Source organism: Vibrio sp. CDRSL-10 TSBA (assembly GCA_039696685.1).
Lineage (GTDB): Bacteria > Pseudomonadota > Gammaproteobacteria > Enterobacterales > Vibrionaceae > Vibrio.
Genome location: CP155566.1, coordinates 749,520 through 765,455 on the forward strand (window position 1 = coordinate 749,520; position 15,936 = coordinate 765,455).

General features: G+C 51.1%; 11 protein-coding genes and 2 pseudogenes. 10 read left to right on the top strand and 3 right to left on the bottom strand.

Going from position 1 to position 15,936, the window contains the following annotated elements:
* Positions 1 to 284: 284 nt before the first annotated feature.
* Complete coding sequence (locus ABDK09_10905) at positions 285 to 1,493, bottom strand: IS256 family transposase (GenBank protein XAW90023.1); 1,209 nt, start codon at positions 1,491 to 1,493, stop codon at positions 285 to 287.
* 99 nt (positions 1,494 to 1,592) lie between these two features.
* Here ABDK09_10905 and ABDK09_10910 point away from each other — a divergent pair.
* A pseudogene (locus tag ABDK09_10910) lies at positions 1,593 to 2,785 on the top strand (ISL3 family transposase).
* Positions 2,786 to 2,910: 125 nt separating this feature from the next.
* On the opposite strand, the gene ABDK09_10915 reads toward ABDK09_10910, so the two are convergent.
* Positions 2,911 to 3,522, bottom strand: coding sequence for a peroxiredoxin C (locus ABDK09_10915; protein ID XAW90024.1), 612 nt, complete (start codon positions 3,520 to 3,522; stop codon positions 2,911 to 2,913).
* Positions 3,523 to 3,720: 198 nt separating this feature from the next.
* Between ABDK09_10915 and ABDK09_10920 the strand changes: the two genes are divergently transcribed.
* The 3 genes from ABDK09_10920 to aceA all read left to right on the top strand — a co-directional run bounded on the left by ABDK09_10920 (position 3,721) and on the right by aceA (position 8,398).
* Positions 3,721 to 4,626 (top strand): hydrogen peroxide-inducible genes activator, encoded by a 906-nt coding sequence (locus ABDK09_10920; GenBank protein XAW90025.1) that lies wholly within the window; start codon positions 3,721 to 3,723, stop codon positions 4,624 to 4,626.
* A gap of 611 nt (positions 4,627 to 5,237) precedes the next feature.
* On the top strand, positions 5,238 to 6,911 hold the full coding sequence (gene aceB / locus ABDK09_10925; GenBank protein ID XAW90026.1) for a malate synthase A: 1,674 nt from the start codon (positions 5,238 to 5,240) through the stop codon (positions 6,909 to 6,911).
* A gap of 176 nt (positions 6,912 to 7,087) precedes the next feature.
* Positions 7,088 to 8,398 (top strand): isocitrate lyase, encoded by a 1,311-nt coding sequence (gene aceA / locus ABDK09_10930; protein ID XAW90027.1) that lies wholly within the window; start codon positions 7,088 to 7,090, stop codon positions 8,396 to 8,398.
* A gap of 263 nt (positions 8,399 to 8,661) precedes the next feature.
* Here aceA and ABDK09_10935 read toward each other — a convergent pair whose 3' ends face one another.
* Positions 8,662 to 9,132 carry a CBS domain-containing protein gene (locus tag ABDK09_10935; protein ID XAW90028.1) on the bottom strand — a complete coding sequence of 157 codons (471 nt, stop codon included), beginning with the start codon at positions 9,130 to 9,132 and terminating at the stop codon, positions 8,662 to 8,664.
* A 431-nt stretch (positions 9,133 to 9,563) separates the two neighbouring features.
* Here ABDK09_10935 and queA point away from each other — a divergent pair, with 431 nt between their 5' ends.
* The 6 genes and pseudogenes from queA to ABDK09_10965 all read left to right on the top strand — a co-directional run bounded on the left by queA (position 9,564) and on the right by ABDK09_10965 (position 15,914).
* Complete coding sequence (gene queA / locus ABDK09_10940) at positions 9,564 to 10,616, top strand: tRNA preQ1(34) S-adenosylmethionine ribosyltransferase-isomerase QueA (protein ID XAW90029.1); 1,053 nt, start codon at positions 9,564 to 9,566, stop codon at positions 10,614 to 10,616.
* Positions 10,617 to 10,726: 110 nt separating this feature from the next.
* The gene (gene tgt / locus ABDK09_10945) at positions 10,727 to 11,866 is read left to right on the top strand and encodes a tRNA guanosine(34) transglycosylase Tgt (protein ID XAW90030.1); all 1,140 of its coding nucleotides are present in this window, start codon (positions 10,727 to 10,729) and stop codon (positions 11,864 to 11,866) included.
* Between the two features lie 105 nt (positions 11,867 to 11,971).
* Positions 11,972 to 12,304, top strand: coding sequence for a preprotein translocase subunit YajC (gene yajC / locus ABDK09_10950; GenBank protein ID XAW90031.1), 333 nt, complete (start codon positions 11,972 to 11,974; stop codon positions 12,302 to 12,304).
* Positions 12,305 to 12,325: 21 nt separating this feature from the next.
* Positions 12,326 to 14,180: pseudogene (gene secD / locus ABDK09_10955) on the top strand (protein translocase subunit SecD).
* A 14-nt stretch (positions 14,181 to 14,194) separates the two neighbouring features.
* Positions 14,195 to 15,142 (top strand): protein translocase subunit SecF, encoded by a 948-nt coding sequence (secF, locus tag ABDK09_10960; GenBank protein XAW90032.1) that lies wholly within the window; start codon positions 14,195 to 14,197, stop codon positions 15,140 to 15,142.
* Positions 15,143 to 15,254: 112 nt separating this feature from the next.
* Complete coding sequence (locus tag ABDK09_10965; protein ID XAW90033.1) at positions 15,255 to 15,914, top strand: cysteine hydrolase; 660 nt, start codon at positions 15,255 to 15,257, stop codon at positions 15,912 to 15,914.
* Positions 15,915 to 15,936 lie beyond the last annotated feature (22 nt).

Sequence of the window (15,936 nt, forward strand, 5' to 3'; positions counted from 1 at the left end):
GGCAGAGGACAGGAAATAGGGGTAAAGCGAGTAGTGAAGCATTTCCGCAATTGGGGGGAGGAGAAGCTATTGCGTGAGGGAAAGCCTTAGCACAAGGGAAAGCTTTAGCGTGAGGAAAAGTAATAGCGCGACGAAAAGTAATCGTGCGAGGAGAAGCCTTAGCGTGGGAGCAGGCCAATAAAAAGGTTCATCGCGGATTGGCGGGAACTTAAAACAAAAACGGTAGTAAGTGATAAGGTTACATCGCCAAAGAGACTGTAAATAATTCTGTGTAATTGTCGGGGTTACATATAATCACGCAGTCTGTCTTCGAACATAATCATAAAGCGGTTCAGGGCCTGTCGCCAGTTTCTGATAGGCATTGTCCACCTCTTGGATGCATCCTGGATCGCTAAGAAGATGACCTTTCTTGCCGATTCATCTGTTGGGAACAGCTTACGTTTTTTGATGGCTTTTCTAATCACGCTGTTCAACGACTCGATGGCGTTAGTCGTGTAAATCGCCTTCCTGATGTCCTCAGGGTAGTTAAACAGCGTATTGAGATTAGCCCAGTGAGTTGTCCAAGAGCGGCTGATTTGAGGGTACTTAGCGTCCCATTTATCAGCGAACTTCTCTAATGCTAGCAAGGCTTCATCTTCGGTTTTCGATTGGTAGATGGCCTTCAGATCCACAGCAACCGCCTTGTAATCTTTCCACGGCACATATTTCATTGAGTTTCGCACCATATGGACGATGCAGAGCTGGATTTGAGTGTTAGGGAAAGCGGTGTTGATGGCGTCAGGGAAGCCTTTTAGCCCATCAACACAAGCGATGAGGATGTCCTTGACGCCCCGATTTTGTAACTCCGTCAGCACATTCAGCCAGAACTTAGCCCCTTCGTTTTCAGATAACCACATGCCGAGTAGCTCTTTCTGACCTTCCATATTGACGCCGAGTGCTAGATAAACCGACTTGTTGATGACTTGCTTGTCCTGGCGAATTTTGACCACGATACAGTCAAGGTAAACAATGGGATACACTTCATCCAGAGGACGAGATTGCCACTCGATAACTTGCTCCAGAACGGCGTCAGTGACCTTAGATACCAAGGTGGAGGAGACATCTGCATCGTACATTTCTTTGAATGTGGCGACGATCTCTCGGGTGGTCATGCCTTTCGCATACAGACTTAAGATCTTGTCATCCATGGATTGGAATCGGGTCTGATGCTTACGAACTAACTGGGGTTCAAAGCTTGCCTCTCGGTCGCGAGGCACCTCAATTGGAACGTCACCATCATCAGTGATGATCGACTTTGATGAGTACCCATTGCGGGAGTTGGTACTGGGTTTTGACGCGTGTTTTTCATAACCAAGGTGCTCATCAAGTTCAGCATTAAGCGCCGTTTCAACAGTCACCTTGGTTAACATTTTACGGAAGTCATCCAGATCGGATTCTGTCTTGATTGATTTGGCGGCTTCACGCGCAAATGCTTCCAGTGCTTTCTTATCCATAATGTCTATCCTTAGCCTTTTAAGGCTTAAGCTTAGACAATTACACAGAAATCAGGACAGTCTCTCGCCAAACACAACCTTACACAAACTACCGTTTTCATGCCGAATCATACTTTCCTATCATCGTTCTGGGAAGGCTTTCATGTCGTAAAGTCTGTACAAACGTCTTCTCTCATCACGATTACTCTCCAACCCAGCACGACTGCTCGATGTTCATGTGGGCAACATGTTCAAGCCATACATGATTATCAGTGGCGCACGATTAAGGAAGCGACGATTCTCGGCGTACCCGTCGAGCTATCCCTACAAACAAGGCGTATCAAGTGCCCTGACTGCGGTATCAAAACCGAATCTATTTCTTGACTTGAACCTTTTGCTCGCCTGACTAACCGCTTAAGACGTTACATTGAGCAGTTGCTGCCTCTTCTTCCTATCAAGCATATCGCCCAGATGACGGGGGTTCATTGGCATACGATTAAGGCGATAGATAAGCGTCGGCTACAACATGCGGTGCCAGAGGTTAACTGGGCAGAGCTGAGACAGCTGGTCATGGATGAGTTTGCTCTCTTCAAGGGACATCGTTATGCCACTGTTATCGCGGATGCTAAGACGCATCAAGTGCTTTGGATAGGCGTTGGACGCAGCCGAAAAGATATCCGTCCCTTCTTTGAATTACTCGGTGAGCATGGACAGAACATAGAAGCGGTTGCAATGGATATGAATACGGCTTTCGACCTCGAAGTGCAGCGACATTGTCCTAACGCCCGCATTGTGTACGACTTATTCCATGTGGTCGCCAAATTTGGTCGGGAAGTGATGGATAGAGTCAGAGTTGACCAAGCTAATCAACTCAACCAGGACAAAAAAGCGCGCCAATGGGTGAAACGTTCACGCTGGGTTCTCCTCAAAAACAGAGGTAATTTAGACAGTAAACAGGAGAGCTATCTGAGTGAGATACTGAGTATGAACAAAGACTTAATGGTGACGTATTTACTTGGCTCTCAGCTAAAAGAGTTATGGAGGTGCGAGTCAGAAAGCGAAGCGGAAGACTTATGGGACGTATGGTGGGAGCAAGTTCAAGAAAGCGGGATCAAGCCGCTTATGGACTTCGCGAGAAAGCTCAAACCGTATCTTCATGGCATCGTTGCTTCTGCAAGCTACCCACTCAATACCTGTACGCTCGAAGGGATAAACAACAAGATAAAGTTAATCAAACGAATGGGCTACGGCTACCGAGATCTCGATTACTTTTTTTAAAGATAAAAGCGGCTTTCCCCGGAAAGCCGCGATGAACCAATAAAAAGCCCCGCTCGGTGAGCAGGGCTTTACAGACTTTACTTCTTAAACTGATTGGCGAGTTGTATCACTTATAATCCAACCACAAACCCGGTTTGAGCGCGGGCGTTTAAGAGGTTAATTATTTTTTGTTCAGGTCAGCAGTGTGCTCAGACAGGTAAGCAGCTACGCCCGCTGGAGAATCTTTCATACCAGCTTTACCTTCTTCCCACTGTGCAGGACATACTTCACCGTGAGTCTGGTGGAAGTTCAGAGCGTCAACCATGCGCAGCATTTCGTCGATGTTACGGCCCAGTGGCAGGTCGTTAACAACTTGGTGACGTACAACGCCGTCTTCGTCGATCAGGAAAGAACCACGGAAAGCAACGCCAGCTTCTGGGTGCTCAACATCGTAAGCTTTAACGATTTCGTGCTTAACGTCAGCAACCAGTGGGTATTGAACTTCACCGATACCGCCATTCTCAATAGCAGTGTTACGCCATGCGTTGTGAGAGAACTGAGAATCGATAGAAACGCCGATTACTTCTACGCCTTTAGCTTTGAAGTCTTCGAAACGTTTGTCGAATGCGATCAGCTCAGATGGGCAAACGAAAGTGAAGTCTAGTGGGTAGAAGAAAACAACCGCTTTCTTACCTTTAGTGAATTCTGCGAAGTTGAAGTTATCAACGATTTCACCGTTACCTAGCACTGCTGCAGCAGTAAAATCAGGGGCTTGACGACCTACTAGTACCATTTTTTTGCTCCTAAGATTAATGGTTAGTTCCGGGTTACCAAGATTAGTTAACCCAGTCCGTATAATTGCGAGACAAACTATAGTACAGATCGTAGTATAGAAAAAAGCGAATTAAATAGATTAAGTTTATCGAAAAAAGCGATGAGCTAAAGATCTGCCGGCGAAAAAAACAGAAACAGAACAAAGACTAAACTTACGATGAATAAATGGCCCAGTTTAAAGCAGCTGCATTATCTGGTGACGCTCCATGAGACCCGTCATTTCAGTGATGCAGCCGAGCGGTGTTTTGTCAGTCAGTCGACACTGAGTAAAGGAATTCAGAACCTCGAAGAGCTGATTGGCTGCCCATTGTATGAAAAGAAAGATAAAAAAAGCCCGTTGGTGTTTACCCAGGCGGGTGAAGAGGTGGTGAAACAGGGGCGTGAGCTGCTGGCGCGTGGCCAGGACCTGATGGATCTGGGTAAACAGTGTCAGGGCGACTTAATGGAAGGGCAGCTCAAACTCGGCTGTATTCCGACCATCGCCCCGTTCTTACTCGGCGATCTGGTACAGGAAGTCAATGTGCACTATCCGCAGCTGCATCTGTTGCTGCGTGAAGATACCACCGCTAATCTGCTCACCGCTCTGCGTAACGGCGAGCTGGATGTGCTGCTGCTGGCGCTGCCGATTGATATCGGCAGTATGGAAAGCCGCGTGGTCGGCCAGGATCCGTTTCGCATGGTGATCAGCCGCAAACAGGCAGACGCGATTCGGGTGCCGATCACATATGATGACCTGCCGGATAATTCGGTTTTTCTGCTCGAGAATGAACACTGTCTGACCGAGCACGCGGTTTCGGCCTGTAAGCTGACGGATAAAGAGAAGATCAACCCGTTTACTGCCACCAGTTTGCATACTCTGGTCCAGATGGTTGCGAACGGGCTGGGGACGACCTTTATCCCGCAAATGGCGATCAAACACGGTTTACTTGATAACCAGAATCTGGTGGTGATTGACCCGCCCGGCCAGCAGGCATCGCGGGAAATTGGTCTGGTATGGCGCCCGAGTTCGTCTCGCAGTCACACTTTTGAGCGACTGGCGGATGTCGTTTCGGAGCTGCTTTAGGCCTTCTCTGGTCGCCAATTAGCGTAGCCAGCGCCGGAGTTCGGTAGAATACTAGTGAAAATGCGCTACTATAGGCGCATTTTTTAGTATTAAACTCTGTTGGTGATTTTTTTATTGTAAAATTTTACAGAACATTCTGAGTGAACCTTTCATAAAATCGTAAAACTTCACAAAGTAAATTTTACACAAACTCCTTAGTAACCGGTTTTAAACCCGCTCGGTTAACTCTGCTGTTGCCCCGTCTGTGCAACCTCTGGCGATATTTCCTTCCTCTGCATCTGCTGTTTGACACTTTTTAACAGGCTCAATTTCACTGTAATTTTATTACGTAATTAGTTACGGATTTACCTGCTGAGATACCCCTAAATCAGCAGCGGAATAAAACTTCGAATTTCAGGTTTGGTGGCTTGAGGGGGTTTTCGTAACCCCCTTGTTGGAGTAGATTTTAATTAAGTTTTTAGCACTTAAACCTCAGCCTTCGCAGCGCAACATTTAATGCGGCTTAGCGTTGACAGAGGTCAAGGAAGATACTCACTGCCAAGAGGCGCAAGTTGTCATTTGTAGTTCAAAACTTACAAATGTTTCTTGTTAACAATTCTAAGGAAGGACTCATGCTTGCACAAACGCCAGAACAAGGCTCTGCCCGTACTCAAGATAGCGCCAGGACTCAGCATACCGCCGGTCATCAATCAGGCGACAATCTTACCCGGCTCAATGTGACCGGCCATGTGACTCAGATCCAGGCAGAGATCTTCTCAACCCCAGTCCAGGCGTTTCTGTCTGATCTGTGTGCCCGCTTTGCACCTCAGGTTGATGGACTGCTTGCTGAACGCGAGCAGCGTCAGCGCAAGATTGATGCAGGGGCGCTGCCGGATTTTGTTACGGAGACGCAGGATATTCGCGAAGGCAGCTGGAAGATCCTTGGGATTCCGCACGATCTGCAGGATCGCCGGGTGGAAATTACCGGACCGACCGAGCGCAAAATGGTCATCAACGCCCTGAATGCCAACGTTAAAGTGTTTATGGCTGATTTTGAAGATTCGATGTCGCCGGCCTGGGATAAGTTACTCGACGGTCAGATCAATCTGCGTGATGCGGTGAATGGCACCATCAGCTACACCAATCCGGACAACGGTAAGAGTTACCAGCTTAAGGACAATCCGGCGGTACTTATCTGCCGGGTGCGCGGCCTGCACCTTAAAGAGAAACACGTCCAGTTTGACGGCATGGTGATCCCCGGCGCGCTGTTCGATTTTGCGCTCTATTTTTACAATAACTATCAGACGTTACTGAAAAAAGGCAGCGGTCCGTATTTTTATCTGCCTAAGCTGCAGGCGCATCAGGAAGCCAAATGGTGGAGTGAAGTCTTCCATTTTACCGAGTCCTATTTCGGGTTGGATACCGGCACTATCAAGGCGACTGTGCTGATTGAAACTCTGCCGGCGGTATTCCAGATGGACGAAATCCTGTTCGCGCTCAAAGAGCACATTGTCGGTCTGAACTGCGGCCGCTGGGATTACATTTTCAGCTACATCAAAACATTGAAAAAGCATCCGGATCGTGTCTTGCCGGACCGTCAGGTGGTCACCATGGACAAGCCGTTCCTGAGCGCTTATTCGCGCCTGCTGGTTTACACCTGTCACAAACGCGGCGCGTTTGCCATGGGAGGAATGGCGGCGTTTATTCCGGCCAAAGACCCGCAGGAAAATGCGCGGGTACTGGAGAAAATCCGCACTGACAAAATGCTCGAAGCCACCAATGGTCATGACGGCACCTGGGTTGCGCATCCTGGCCTGGCTGATACCGCGATGGAAGTGTTCAGTCAGGTACTGGGCGAGCGCAGTAACCAGCTTGACGTCAGCCGGATGGCCGATGCTCCGATTCATGCAGCGGACCTGCTTGAGCCCTGTGAAGGGCCGCGCAGTGAGCAGGGCATGCGCCACAACATCCGAGTGGCTCTGCAGTACATCGAAGCGTGGATCTCCGGCAACGGCTGTGTACCGATTTACGGCCTGATGGAAGATGCCGCCACCGCTGAGATTTCCCGCGCCTCTATCTGGCAGTGGATTCAGCACGGCAAAGCGCTTGATAACGGCCAGGTCGTGACCAAACAGCTGTTCCGCGATTACCTTGCCGAGGAGATTGAGGTGGTCAGAGCGGAAATCGGCGAGGCACGTTTTCAGGCCGGCCGTTTTGAGCAGGCTGCCGAGCTGATGGAAAGCCTGACCACCAGTGATGAACTGAGTAATTTCCTGACCATACCCGGGTATGACTATCTGGATTGACCCGGGATACCGCCCGGCGCGCATTCGCGCCGAGCAGAGTCGTTATTTTAACGGACAATGAATAAGAATTTTAACAACAATCAATAACGTGAACGTCTCATCAATATCAGAGCGCGATGTACTGATAGCGAAAAGGATGACCATGCGCCACAAGCGTATAACAAGAGGGAATGATTATGACACTGACTCGCCGCCAACAAATCGAAGCTTTGGAAAAAGACTGGGCAACCAATCCACGCTGGAAAAACGTCAAACGCACCTACAGTGCGGAAGAGGTGGTGAACCTGCGCGGTTCCATGACGCCGGCCAACACTATCGCGCAGCGTGGTGCTGACAAACTGTGGTCACTGGTCAATGGCAACGCTAAAAAAGGCTATGTGAACTGTCTGGGCGCGCTGACCGGTGGTCAGGCGGTGCAGCAGGCTAAAGCGGGGATTGAAGCGATTTATCTGTCCGGCTGGCAGGTCGCGGCAGACAACAACACCGCCAGCACCATGTATCCGGACCAGTCGCTCTATCCGGTTGACTCTGTGCCGAGTGTGGTTAAGCGCATTAACAACGCCTTTCGCCGTGCGGACCAGATCCAGTGGTCATCCGGTCAGTCGCCGCAGGATGAGGGCGGGATTGACTACTTCCTGCCGATTGTCGCCGATGCAGAAGCCGGTTTTGGCGGCGTGCTCAATGCGTATGAGCTGATGAAGTCGATGATTGAGTCCGGCGCGGCCGGGGTGCACTTTGAAGACCAGCTCGCGTCAGTGAAAAAATGCGGTCACATGGGCGGTAAAGTTCTGGTGCCGACCCAGGAAGCGGTGCAGAAACTGGTTGCGGCGCGTCTGGCTGCTGACGTGGCGGGGACTACCACGCTGGTGATTGCCCGTACCGATGCGAACGCCGCGGATCTTTTGACCTCAGATTGCGACCCGTATGATGCGGACTTTATTGTCGGTGAGCGCACCGCAGAAGGTTTCTACCGCGTACGTGCCGGCATTGATCAGGCGATTGCACGTGGTCTGGCTTACGCGCCGTACGCGGACCTGGTGTGGTGTGAAACCGCCAAACCGGATCTGGAAGAAGCGCGTAAGTTTGCCGAAGCGATTCACGCCCAGTACCCGGATCAGTTGCTGGCCTACAACTGCTCGCCATCGTTTAACTGGGAGAAAAACCTCGATGCAGACACCATCGCCCGCTTCCAGCAGGAGCTGGCAGACATGGGTTACAAATACCAGTTCATCACTCTGGCGGGCATCCACAACATGTGGTTCAACATGTTTGAACTGGCTCATGCTTATGCTCAGGGTGAAGGTATGCGTCACTACGTGGAAATGGTGCAGCGCCGCGAGTTCCAGGCGGCAGAAAAAGGCTACACCTTTGTGGCGCACCAGCAGGAAGTGGGTACCGGTTACTTCGATAAGATGACCAATACCATTCAGGGCGGTCAGTCGTCTGTGACGGCTCTGACCGGTTCAACCGAAGAAGATCAGTTCTGATCGGTGAGCAGTGCCGGACGGGCACTGCTTCATCACCATTACAAGCACCATCACTGTCACCATCCACCTAATGAGCGGCCCCGGCCGCTCTTTCTTTTCTACATCAGCTTTCTATATCAGCTTTTTAGGTCAGATTTTTACGTAAATTTTTTAAGCCAGGCGGCATGATTTTGCGGCGATGCTTTTCGTCGCAAGCTTTGCTCGCGACGCAATGACAATCTATTCCAATCCAATCTATTCCAATCGATCGGATGGAGTCGGTTTTACAGCTCGCTGTCGTCGAAGTCAGTCTCCGGCTCTAGCTCTTCCGGTTCGACCTCTTCGGTCAGTTCGAGCAAATTAATCGCAATGGTGACAAAGTCACTGTCGGTGATGATGCCGACCAGTTCGCCTTTCGCGACCACCGGCAGACAGCCGACTTTATGCTTTTGCATATAGATGGCGCTCTCTTTCAGCCCGGCCTGCGGCGCCACGTTCATCACGCTGGTGTGCATCACTTGATAGAGCGGGGTTTGCTGAATCTCTTCCTGCTCAAGCGGGCTTTTATGCAGGCTGGACTCCTGAGCGGCGAGAATATCGCGCTGGGTGACAATGCCCAGCAGCTGGCGGTTGATATCGACCACAGGAATATGGCGAATATCGAGCGCTTCCATCATGTTTTTGGCATCGGCGAGAGTGTGGGTGCGCTCCAGAGTATGCGGGTTGCGCGTCATCATATCTTCAACCTTGATCATAACCGACTCCTGTTCTCGTGTAGGCAGTGGCAGCGGTACTTGGCAATCGCAGTGCATTCAGCAATGTCTGCGGGAACCTCTGGCTTGACTGCTGGCTTGGCCTGGCAGTTAACTTGGCGACGGATGATGTCCGCCGATTATTGTATTGGTCTTTTTCCCTAACTATAGTTTTTGCCCGGATAAATATCTGAGAGTTCAGTCGGTTTTTGTTATCTGTTGCAGCGCGCGGCAACGGCAAGTGTCATGTTTGATTACAATCGGGCGCTTTCCAAATCGGGCTGCTATCCGGCACAATCAACCGAGGCAAAAACTGCAAACCCAAACACGCAAATGTCGATGAATCTCTCATCTTGAGGTATACTGCCGCGCCGCGAATTAAACCGTCGCACCCATCCGATAATGGCGAAAGCCGAGAGAATCAACAGAAAGTCATGCAAGTTTCAGATTTTGATTTTGAACTACCGGACGAGCTGATTGCTCGCTATCCGATGGCGGAACGTACCGCCAGCCGTCTGCTGCAGCTAGACGGTAACTCCGGTGAGCTGGTTGATGGCACTTTTAAAGATGTGCTCAACTGTGTGCAACCGGGCGATTTATTAGTTTTCAACAATACCCGGGTGATTCCGGCGCGTATGTTTGGCCGCAAAGCCTCCGGCGGTAAGCTGGAAGTGCTGGTGGAGCGTATGCTCGATGAGCACTCGATTCTGGCCCACGTGCGCTGCTCGAAACCGCCGAAACCAGGTACTGAACTGTATCTGGGTGAAAACGACGAGTTTCATGCGGTGATGGAAGCGCGCCACGATGCGTTGTTCGAGATTCGTTTCACCGCGGACACTGTGGTGCTGGACATTCTTAACCAGATTGGTCATATGCCGCTGCCGCCTTATATCGACCGTCCGGATGAGGATGCCGATAAAGAGCGCTACCAGACGGTGTACAACCAGAAGCCGGGTGCGGTAGCCGCGCCGACGGCCGGTCTGCACTTTGACCAGGCGTTGCTTGAACAAATTGCGGCTAAAGGTGTCGAACTGGCTTACGTTACGCTGCACGTCGGTGCAGGTACCTTCCAGCCGGTGCGGGTTGAGAATATCAACGATCACCACATGCACGCCGAATATGTGGAAGTACCGCAGGAAGTGGTGGATGCCATTGCTGCAACTAAAGCACGTGGCGGGCGCATCATTGCTGTCGGCACCACGTCAGTACGTTCACTGGAGAGTGCGGCTCAGGATGCACTGAAAAACGGCACTGAGCTGGTGCCGTTCTTCGGCGATACTGAGATCTTTATCTACCCGGGTTATGAATACCAGCTGGTGGATTGTCTGATCACCAATTTCCATCTGCCGGAATCGACCCTCATCATGCTGGTGAGTGCGTTTGCCGGTTATGAGCACACCATGGCGGCTTACCATCATGCCGTGCAGCAACAGTATCGCTTCTTCAGTTATGGTGATGCGATGTTTATTCGTAAACGTACGGCGTAATCAGGCGCCGGCGTCAAAACGCAATAAACCTTATTTAATCTATCGTCGTCAGGACTCTTATCCGGGCGATGTAAATCCGTCAGACTGTTTCTCTGACATTTGGAGGCTTTGTGAAGTTAAAGTTCGAACTGAAAAAAACTAATGGCACCGCTCGTCGTGGTCAACTGACCTTTGAGCGTGGCACAGTACAAACTCCGGCATTTATGCCCGTGGGCACTTACGGTACGGTTAAAGGCATGACACCGGAAGAAGTGGCGGCGACGGGGGCTGAGATTCTGCTGGGCAACACTTTCCACCTGTGGCTGCGCCCGGGTCAGGAAGTGATGAAAATGCACGGAGATTTGCACGATTTCATGAACTGGCAAGGTCCGATCCTGACCGACTCAGGCGGCTTCCAGGTATTCAGCCTGGGCGATATCCGTAAGATCACCGAAGAAGGGGTGCATTTCCGTAACCCGGTTAACGGCGACAAGATCTTTATGGATGCGGAAAAATCGATGGAAATCCAGAAAGACCTGGGTTCAGACATCGTGATGATTTTCGACGAGTGTACGCCATACCCGGCGACCCACGACGAAGCGAAAAAATCGATGGAAATGTCACTGCGCTGGGCACAGCGTTCACGTGACCACTTCGATAAACTGGAAAACACCAACTCACTGTTCGGCATTGTGCAGGGCGGTGTGTATGAAGATCTGCGTGATGTGTCGGTGAAAGGCCTGACCGAGATCGGGTTTGACGGTTATGCGGTTGGCGGCCTGGCCGTTGGCGAACCAAAAGAAGACATGCACCGCGTGCTGGAGCATACCTGTCCGCAACTGCCGGAAGATAAGCCGCGTTACCTGATGGGCGTGGGTAAACCGGAAGACCTGGTGGAAGGCGTGCGTCGTGGTATCGACATGTTTGACTGCGTGATGCCAACCCGTAACGCGCGTAATGGTCACCTGTTTGTGACCGGCGGTGTGATCAAGATCCGTAATGCATCACATAAAACAGATACTTCACCGCTCGATCCGCACTGTGACTGTTACACTTGCAAAAATTATTCTAAATCGTACCTGCACCACCTGGACCGTTGTAACGAAATCCTGGGTGCACGCCTGAATACTATCCATAACCTGCGTTACTACCAACGCCTGATGGAGAGCATTCGCAGCGCGATTGAAGAAGACCGCTTTGAGCAGTTTGTCACTGAGTTTTACGCTCGTCGTAACCGCGAAGTGCCACCGCTGCAAACGGAAAAAGCGTGATTTCGTGCGCCAGGTTAGATTTATGCGCTGAATAGCTTGAATTTAACCTGGTGCAGCCCAATAAAATCCACAATTAAACAACAATAACTTAGAGGACGTTTCTCAATGAGTTTAATTTCTGTAGCACATGCAGCAGGTGAAGGTTCCCCACAAGGTGGTGGTTTTGAAATGCTGATCATGCTTGGCATGTTCGCGGTGATCTTTTACTTCATGATCTACCGCCCACAGTCAAAGCGCGTAAAAGAGCATAAGAATCTGATGGCTTCCATGTCAAAAGGTGATGAAGTTCTGACCAGCGGTGGCCTGGTGGGTAAAATCACCAAGATCGCTGAAGACAACGACTACGTGTCGATTGAACTGAACGCAAACAATGAAGTTGTGATCAAAAAAGACTTCGTTACTGCAGTGCTGCCTAAAGGTACGCTGAAATCTCTATAAAACAGCTAGAGGATCCTCGCTGTGTTAAACCGTTATCCATTGTGGAAGTACCTGATGGTAGTGTTTGCTATTGCCATCTCCGCATTATACGCACTTCCAAATATCTACGGTGAAGATCCGGCTATTCAAGTTACAGGGGCGCGTGGCGCCTCTGTAGATATGTCAACGCTGGATGCTGTCACTAAAGCGCTCGATGCAGCGCATCTCTCTCATCAATCCATTGCTCTCGAAAATGGATCTATTCTGGTTCGATTCAAAGACACCGATACTCAAATCAGTGCCCGTGACGTCATTGGCGAAGCGCTTGGCAGTGATAAGATCGTAGCGTTAAACCTGGCACCGGCAACCCCTGGTTGGCTGGAGTCTATCGGTGCGGCGCCAATGAAGCTGGGTCTTGACCTGCGTGGTGGTGTGCACTTCCTGATGGAAGTGGACATGGACGCTGCGATGGAAAAGCTGGTCGGCCAACAAGAAGAAGCGTTCCGTAGCGAGCTGCGCGAAGAAAAAATTCGTTATCGCGCGATTCGTCCTCAGTCCGATTCGGTTGAAATTATCCTGCGTAGTGCTGAACAGGTGGATGAGGCCCGTCGTGTACTGACGCCTTTACATCGCGACATGACGTTTGTGTCTTCTGATGCGGAAGGTGATTACACTCTGACTGCAACCTTTACTGAAACGCGTCTGCAGGAAATCCGTAATTACGCCGTAGAACAGAACATCACTATTTTACGTAACCGTGTGAACGAACTGGGTGTGGCTGAGCCACTGGTTCAGCGTCAGGGTGCAACGCGCATCGTGGTTGAACTGCCGGGTGTTCAGGACACGGCACGTGCCAAAGAAATCCTCGGTGCTACGGCGACGCTGGAATTCCGCGAAGTCGACGACAGTGTTGATCTGTCAGCGGCGGCTGCAGGCCGTGTACCACCGGGCAGTGAGGTGAAAACCGATCGCTCAGGTCGTCCGGTTGTGCTGAAAAAACGTGTCATTCTGGGTGGTTCAAGCATCACGGATGCAAGCTCCAGCGCGGATGAATACGGCCGTCCTCAGGTGAATATTTCACTCGATAGTGAAGGCGGCAGCAAGATGGCGGCGTTTCTCGAAGAAAAACATCGGTAAGCTGATGGCGACCGTGTTTGCCGAGTACAAAGACAGCGGTAAGAAGACGCCGGAAGGCAAGGTCATTCTGACCAAGCATGAAGAAGTCATCAACCAGGCAACCATTCAGTCTGCCCTGGGCCGTAACTTCCGCATCACAGGTATCGACTCGGTCTCCGAAGCTCATAACCTGGCGCTGCTGCTGCGTGCAGGTGCTCTGATCGCGCCTATCTCTATCGTTGAAGAACGTACTATTGGCCCGTCAATGGGTCAGCAGAACATCGATATGGGTATTCAGGCATGTATCTGGGGTATGGTCGCGGTCATGCTGTTTACGCTGCTGTACTACCGTAAGTTTGGTCTGATTGCCAACATGGCGCTGGCGGCTAACCTGGTGCTGATCATCGGTATTATGTCGATGATTCCGGGTGCAACCATGACGCTGCCGGGCATTGCCGGTATCGTTCTGACCGTCGGTATGGCTGTGGACGCCAACGTACTGATCTTTGAACGTATTCGTGAAGAGCTGCGCGACGGACGTAATCCGCAGCAGGCGATTCACCAGGGTTACGCTAACGCGTTCAGTACCATTGCGGATGCCAACATCACCACGTTGATCACAGCCATCATTCTGTTTGCTGTGGGTACCGGTGCGATCAAAGGTTTCGCGGTGACACTGTCAATCGGTATTCTGACCTCCATGTTTACAGCCATCATCGGCACGCGTTGTATCGTCAACCTGGCGTACGGCGGTAAACGCATCAAGAAACTGTCGATCTGAGGCCGGGAAGTATTATGTTTCAATTAATGAAAGCAGACCATACGATCGGCTTTATGCGCTGGTCGAAAGTGACGTTTGTGTTTTCACTGCTGATGATCGGTGCATCGATCTTCACTCTATCGACCAAGTGGCTCAACTGGGGCCTGGACTTCACCGGCGGTACGCTGATTGAAGTGGGCTTTGAGCAGCCGGCTAATCTGGAGCAGATCCGTACTTCACTTGAAGCCAAAGGCTTTGGTGATGCGACGGTGCAGAACTTCGGTTCAGCGCGTGAGGTCATGGTCCGTCTGCGTCCGCGTGACAATGTTGCCGGTGAAACTCTGGGTAACCAGATCATCGATGCCATCAAGCAGGGCACGGGTGAGAACGTTGAAATGCGTCGTATCGAGTTTGTCGGCCCTAACGTCGGTGATGAACTAACCGAAGCAGGCGGCCTGGCGATTCTGGTCTCGCTGATCTGTATCCTGATTTACGTATCAATGCGTTTTGAGTGGCGTCTGGCGGCAGGTGCGGTACTGGCACTGGCACACGACGTTATCATTACGCTGGGCGTGTTCTCTGTGATGCAGATTGAAGTTGACCTGACTATCGTGGCAGCGCTGCTGACCGTGGTCGGTTACTCACTCAACGATACCATAGTCGTGTTTGACCGCATCCGTGAGAACTTCCGTAAACTGCGTAAAGGTGAACCCCCTGAGGTTATGGATATCTCGATTACCCAGACTCTGAGTCGTACTCTGATCACTTCAGGTACCACGCTGTTTGTGGTGATTGCGCTGTTCGTACAGGGCGGTGCCAATATCCACGGTTTTGCGACCGCACTGCTGCTGGGTATCACAGTCGGTACTTACTCGTCGATTTATGTGGCTTCAGCCCTGGCGCTGAAACTGGGCATAACCCGTGAGCACCTCATGCCACAACAAGTGGAAAAAGAGGGCGCTGACCTGGACGAGCTGCCATAACATTACGAAAGCCACTGACTTGTCAGTGGCTTTTTTCTTTTCAGGCCTGCAAATTGGCCGCGCCGGGATGAAAAAACGGCCCGGCGGATAGATAACCAAAATAGGAGAGATCATGGCTATCACTCAAATTGATAATAAGACCGCGCTGATCGTGATTGATTTACAACACGGCATTGTTGCGCTGCCACCGCAGCAGACCGTTCCGGGTGTGCTGGAGAACGCAGCGCAGCTGATCAGCGCGTTTCATCAGCACCAGCAACCAGTCGTGTTGGTCAATGTGGCCGGTGCAGCGCCGGGTCGTTCTGACCGCGGTCTGGGGTCACATGGTTCGCTGCCGGATAACTGGAGCACGCTGGTGGATGAACTGCCGCGCAGCGAGGATGAAATCCTGGTGACCAAAAAGAACTGGGGCGCGCTGATCAATACTGAACTGCATCAGCAGCTGCAAGCTCAGGGGGTAACTCAGGTGGTGGTGATTGGTATTGCGACCAGCATCGGGGTTGAATCGACCGCGCGTCAGGCGTTTGAGCTGGGTTATAATGTCACCCTGTGCAGCGATGCCATGACCGATCTTAATCTCGATAACCACGCGCACAGCATTGCCGCGGTGTTCCCTATGCTGGGGGAAGTGGGCACGACGCAGGATTTGCTCGACGTTTCTCAACCGCTGAGAGTGATTGTGCGAGGCTTATGGCGATATCCATTTGCTACCATTCGCCTGAAACGAAAAAAGCCCTGGCACTGCCAGGGCTTTGTTATTTGTCTTGCCTGAACACCGCGCGGTGTTCAGTTTT

What these genes read in the sequence shown, in the direction of transcription:
- ABDK09_10905 (XAW90023.1), bottom strand. Translation starts at nt 1,493, where the DNA reads ATGGATAAGAAAGCACTGGAAGCATTTGCGCGTGAAGCCGCCAAATCA.
- ABDK09_10915 (XAW90024.1), bottom strand. Translation starts at nt 3,522, where the DNA reads ATGGTACTAGTAGGTCGTCAAGCCCCTGATTTTACTGCTGCAGCAGTG.
- ABDK09_10920 (XAW90025.1), top strand. Translation starts at nt 3,721, where the DNA reads ATGAATAAATGGCCCAGTTTAAAGCAGCTGCATTATCTGGTGACGCTC.
- aceB (XAW90026.1), top strand. Translation starts at nt 5,238, where the DNA reads ATGCTTGCACAAACGCCAGAACAAGGCTCTGCCCGTACTCAAGATAGC.
- aceA (XAW90027.1), top strand. Translation starts at nt 7,088, where the DNA reads ATGACACTGACTCGCCGCCAACAAATCGAAGCTTTGGAAAAAGACTGG.
- ABDK09_10935 (XAW90028.1), bottom strand. Translation starts at nt 9,132, where the DNA reads ATGATCAAGGTTGAAGATATGATGACGCGCAACCCGCATACTCTGGAG.
- queA (XAW90029.1), top strand. Translation starts at nt 9,564, where the DNA reads ATGCAAGTTTCAGATTTTGATTTTGAACTACCGGACGAGCTGATTGCT.
- yajC (XAW90031.1), top strand. Translation starts at nt 11,972, where the DNA reads ATGAGTTTAATTTCTGTAGCACATGCAGCAGGTGAAGGTTCCCCACAA.
- secF (XAW90032.1), top strand. Translation starts at nt 14,195, where the DNA reads ATGTTTCAATTAATGAAAGCAGACCATACGATCGGCTTTATGCGCTGG.
- ABDK09_10965 (XAW90033.1), top strand. Translation starts at nt 15,255, where the DNA reads ATGGCTATCACTCAAATTGATAATAAGACCGCGCTGATCGTGATTGAT.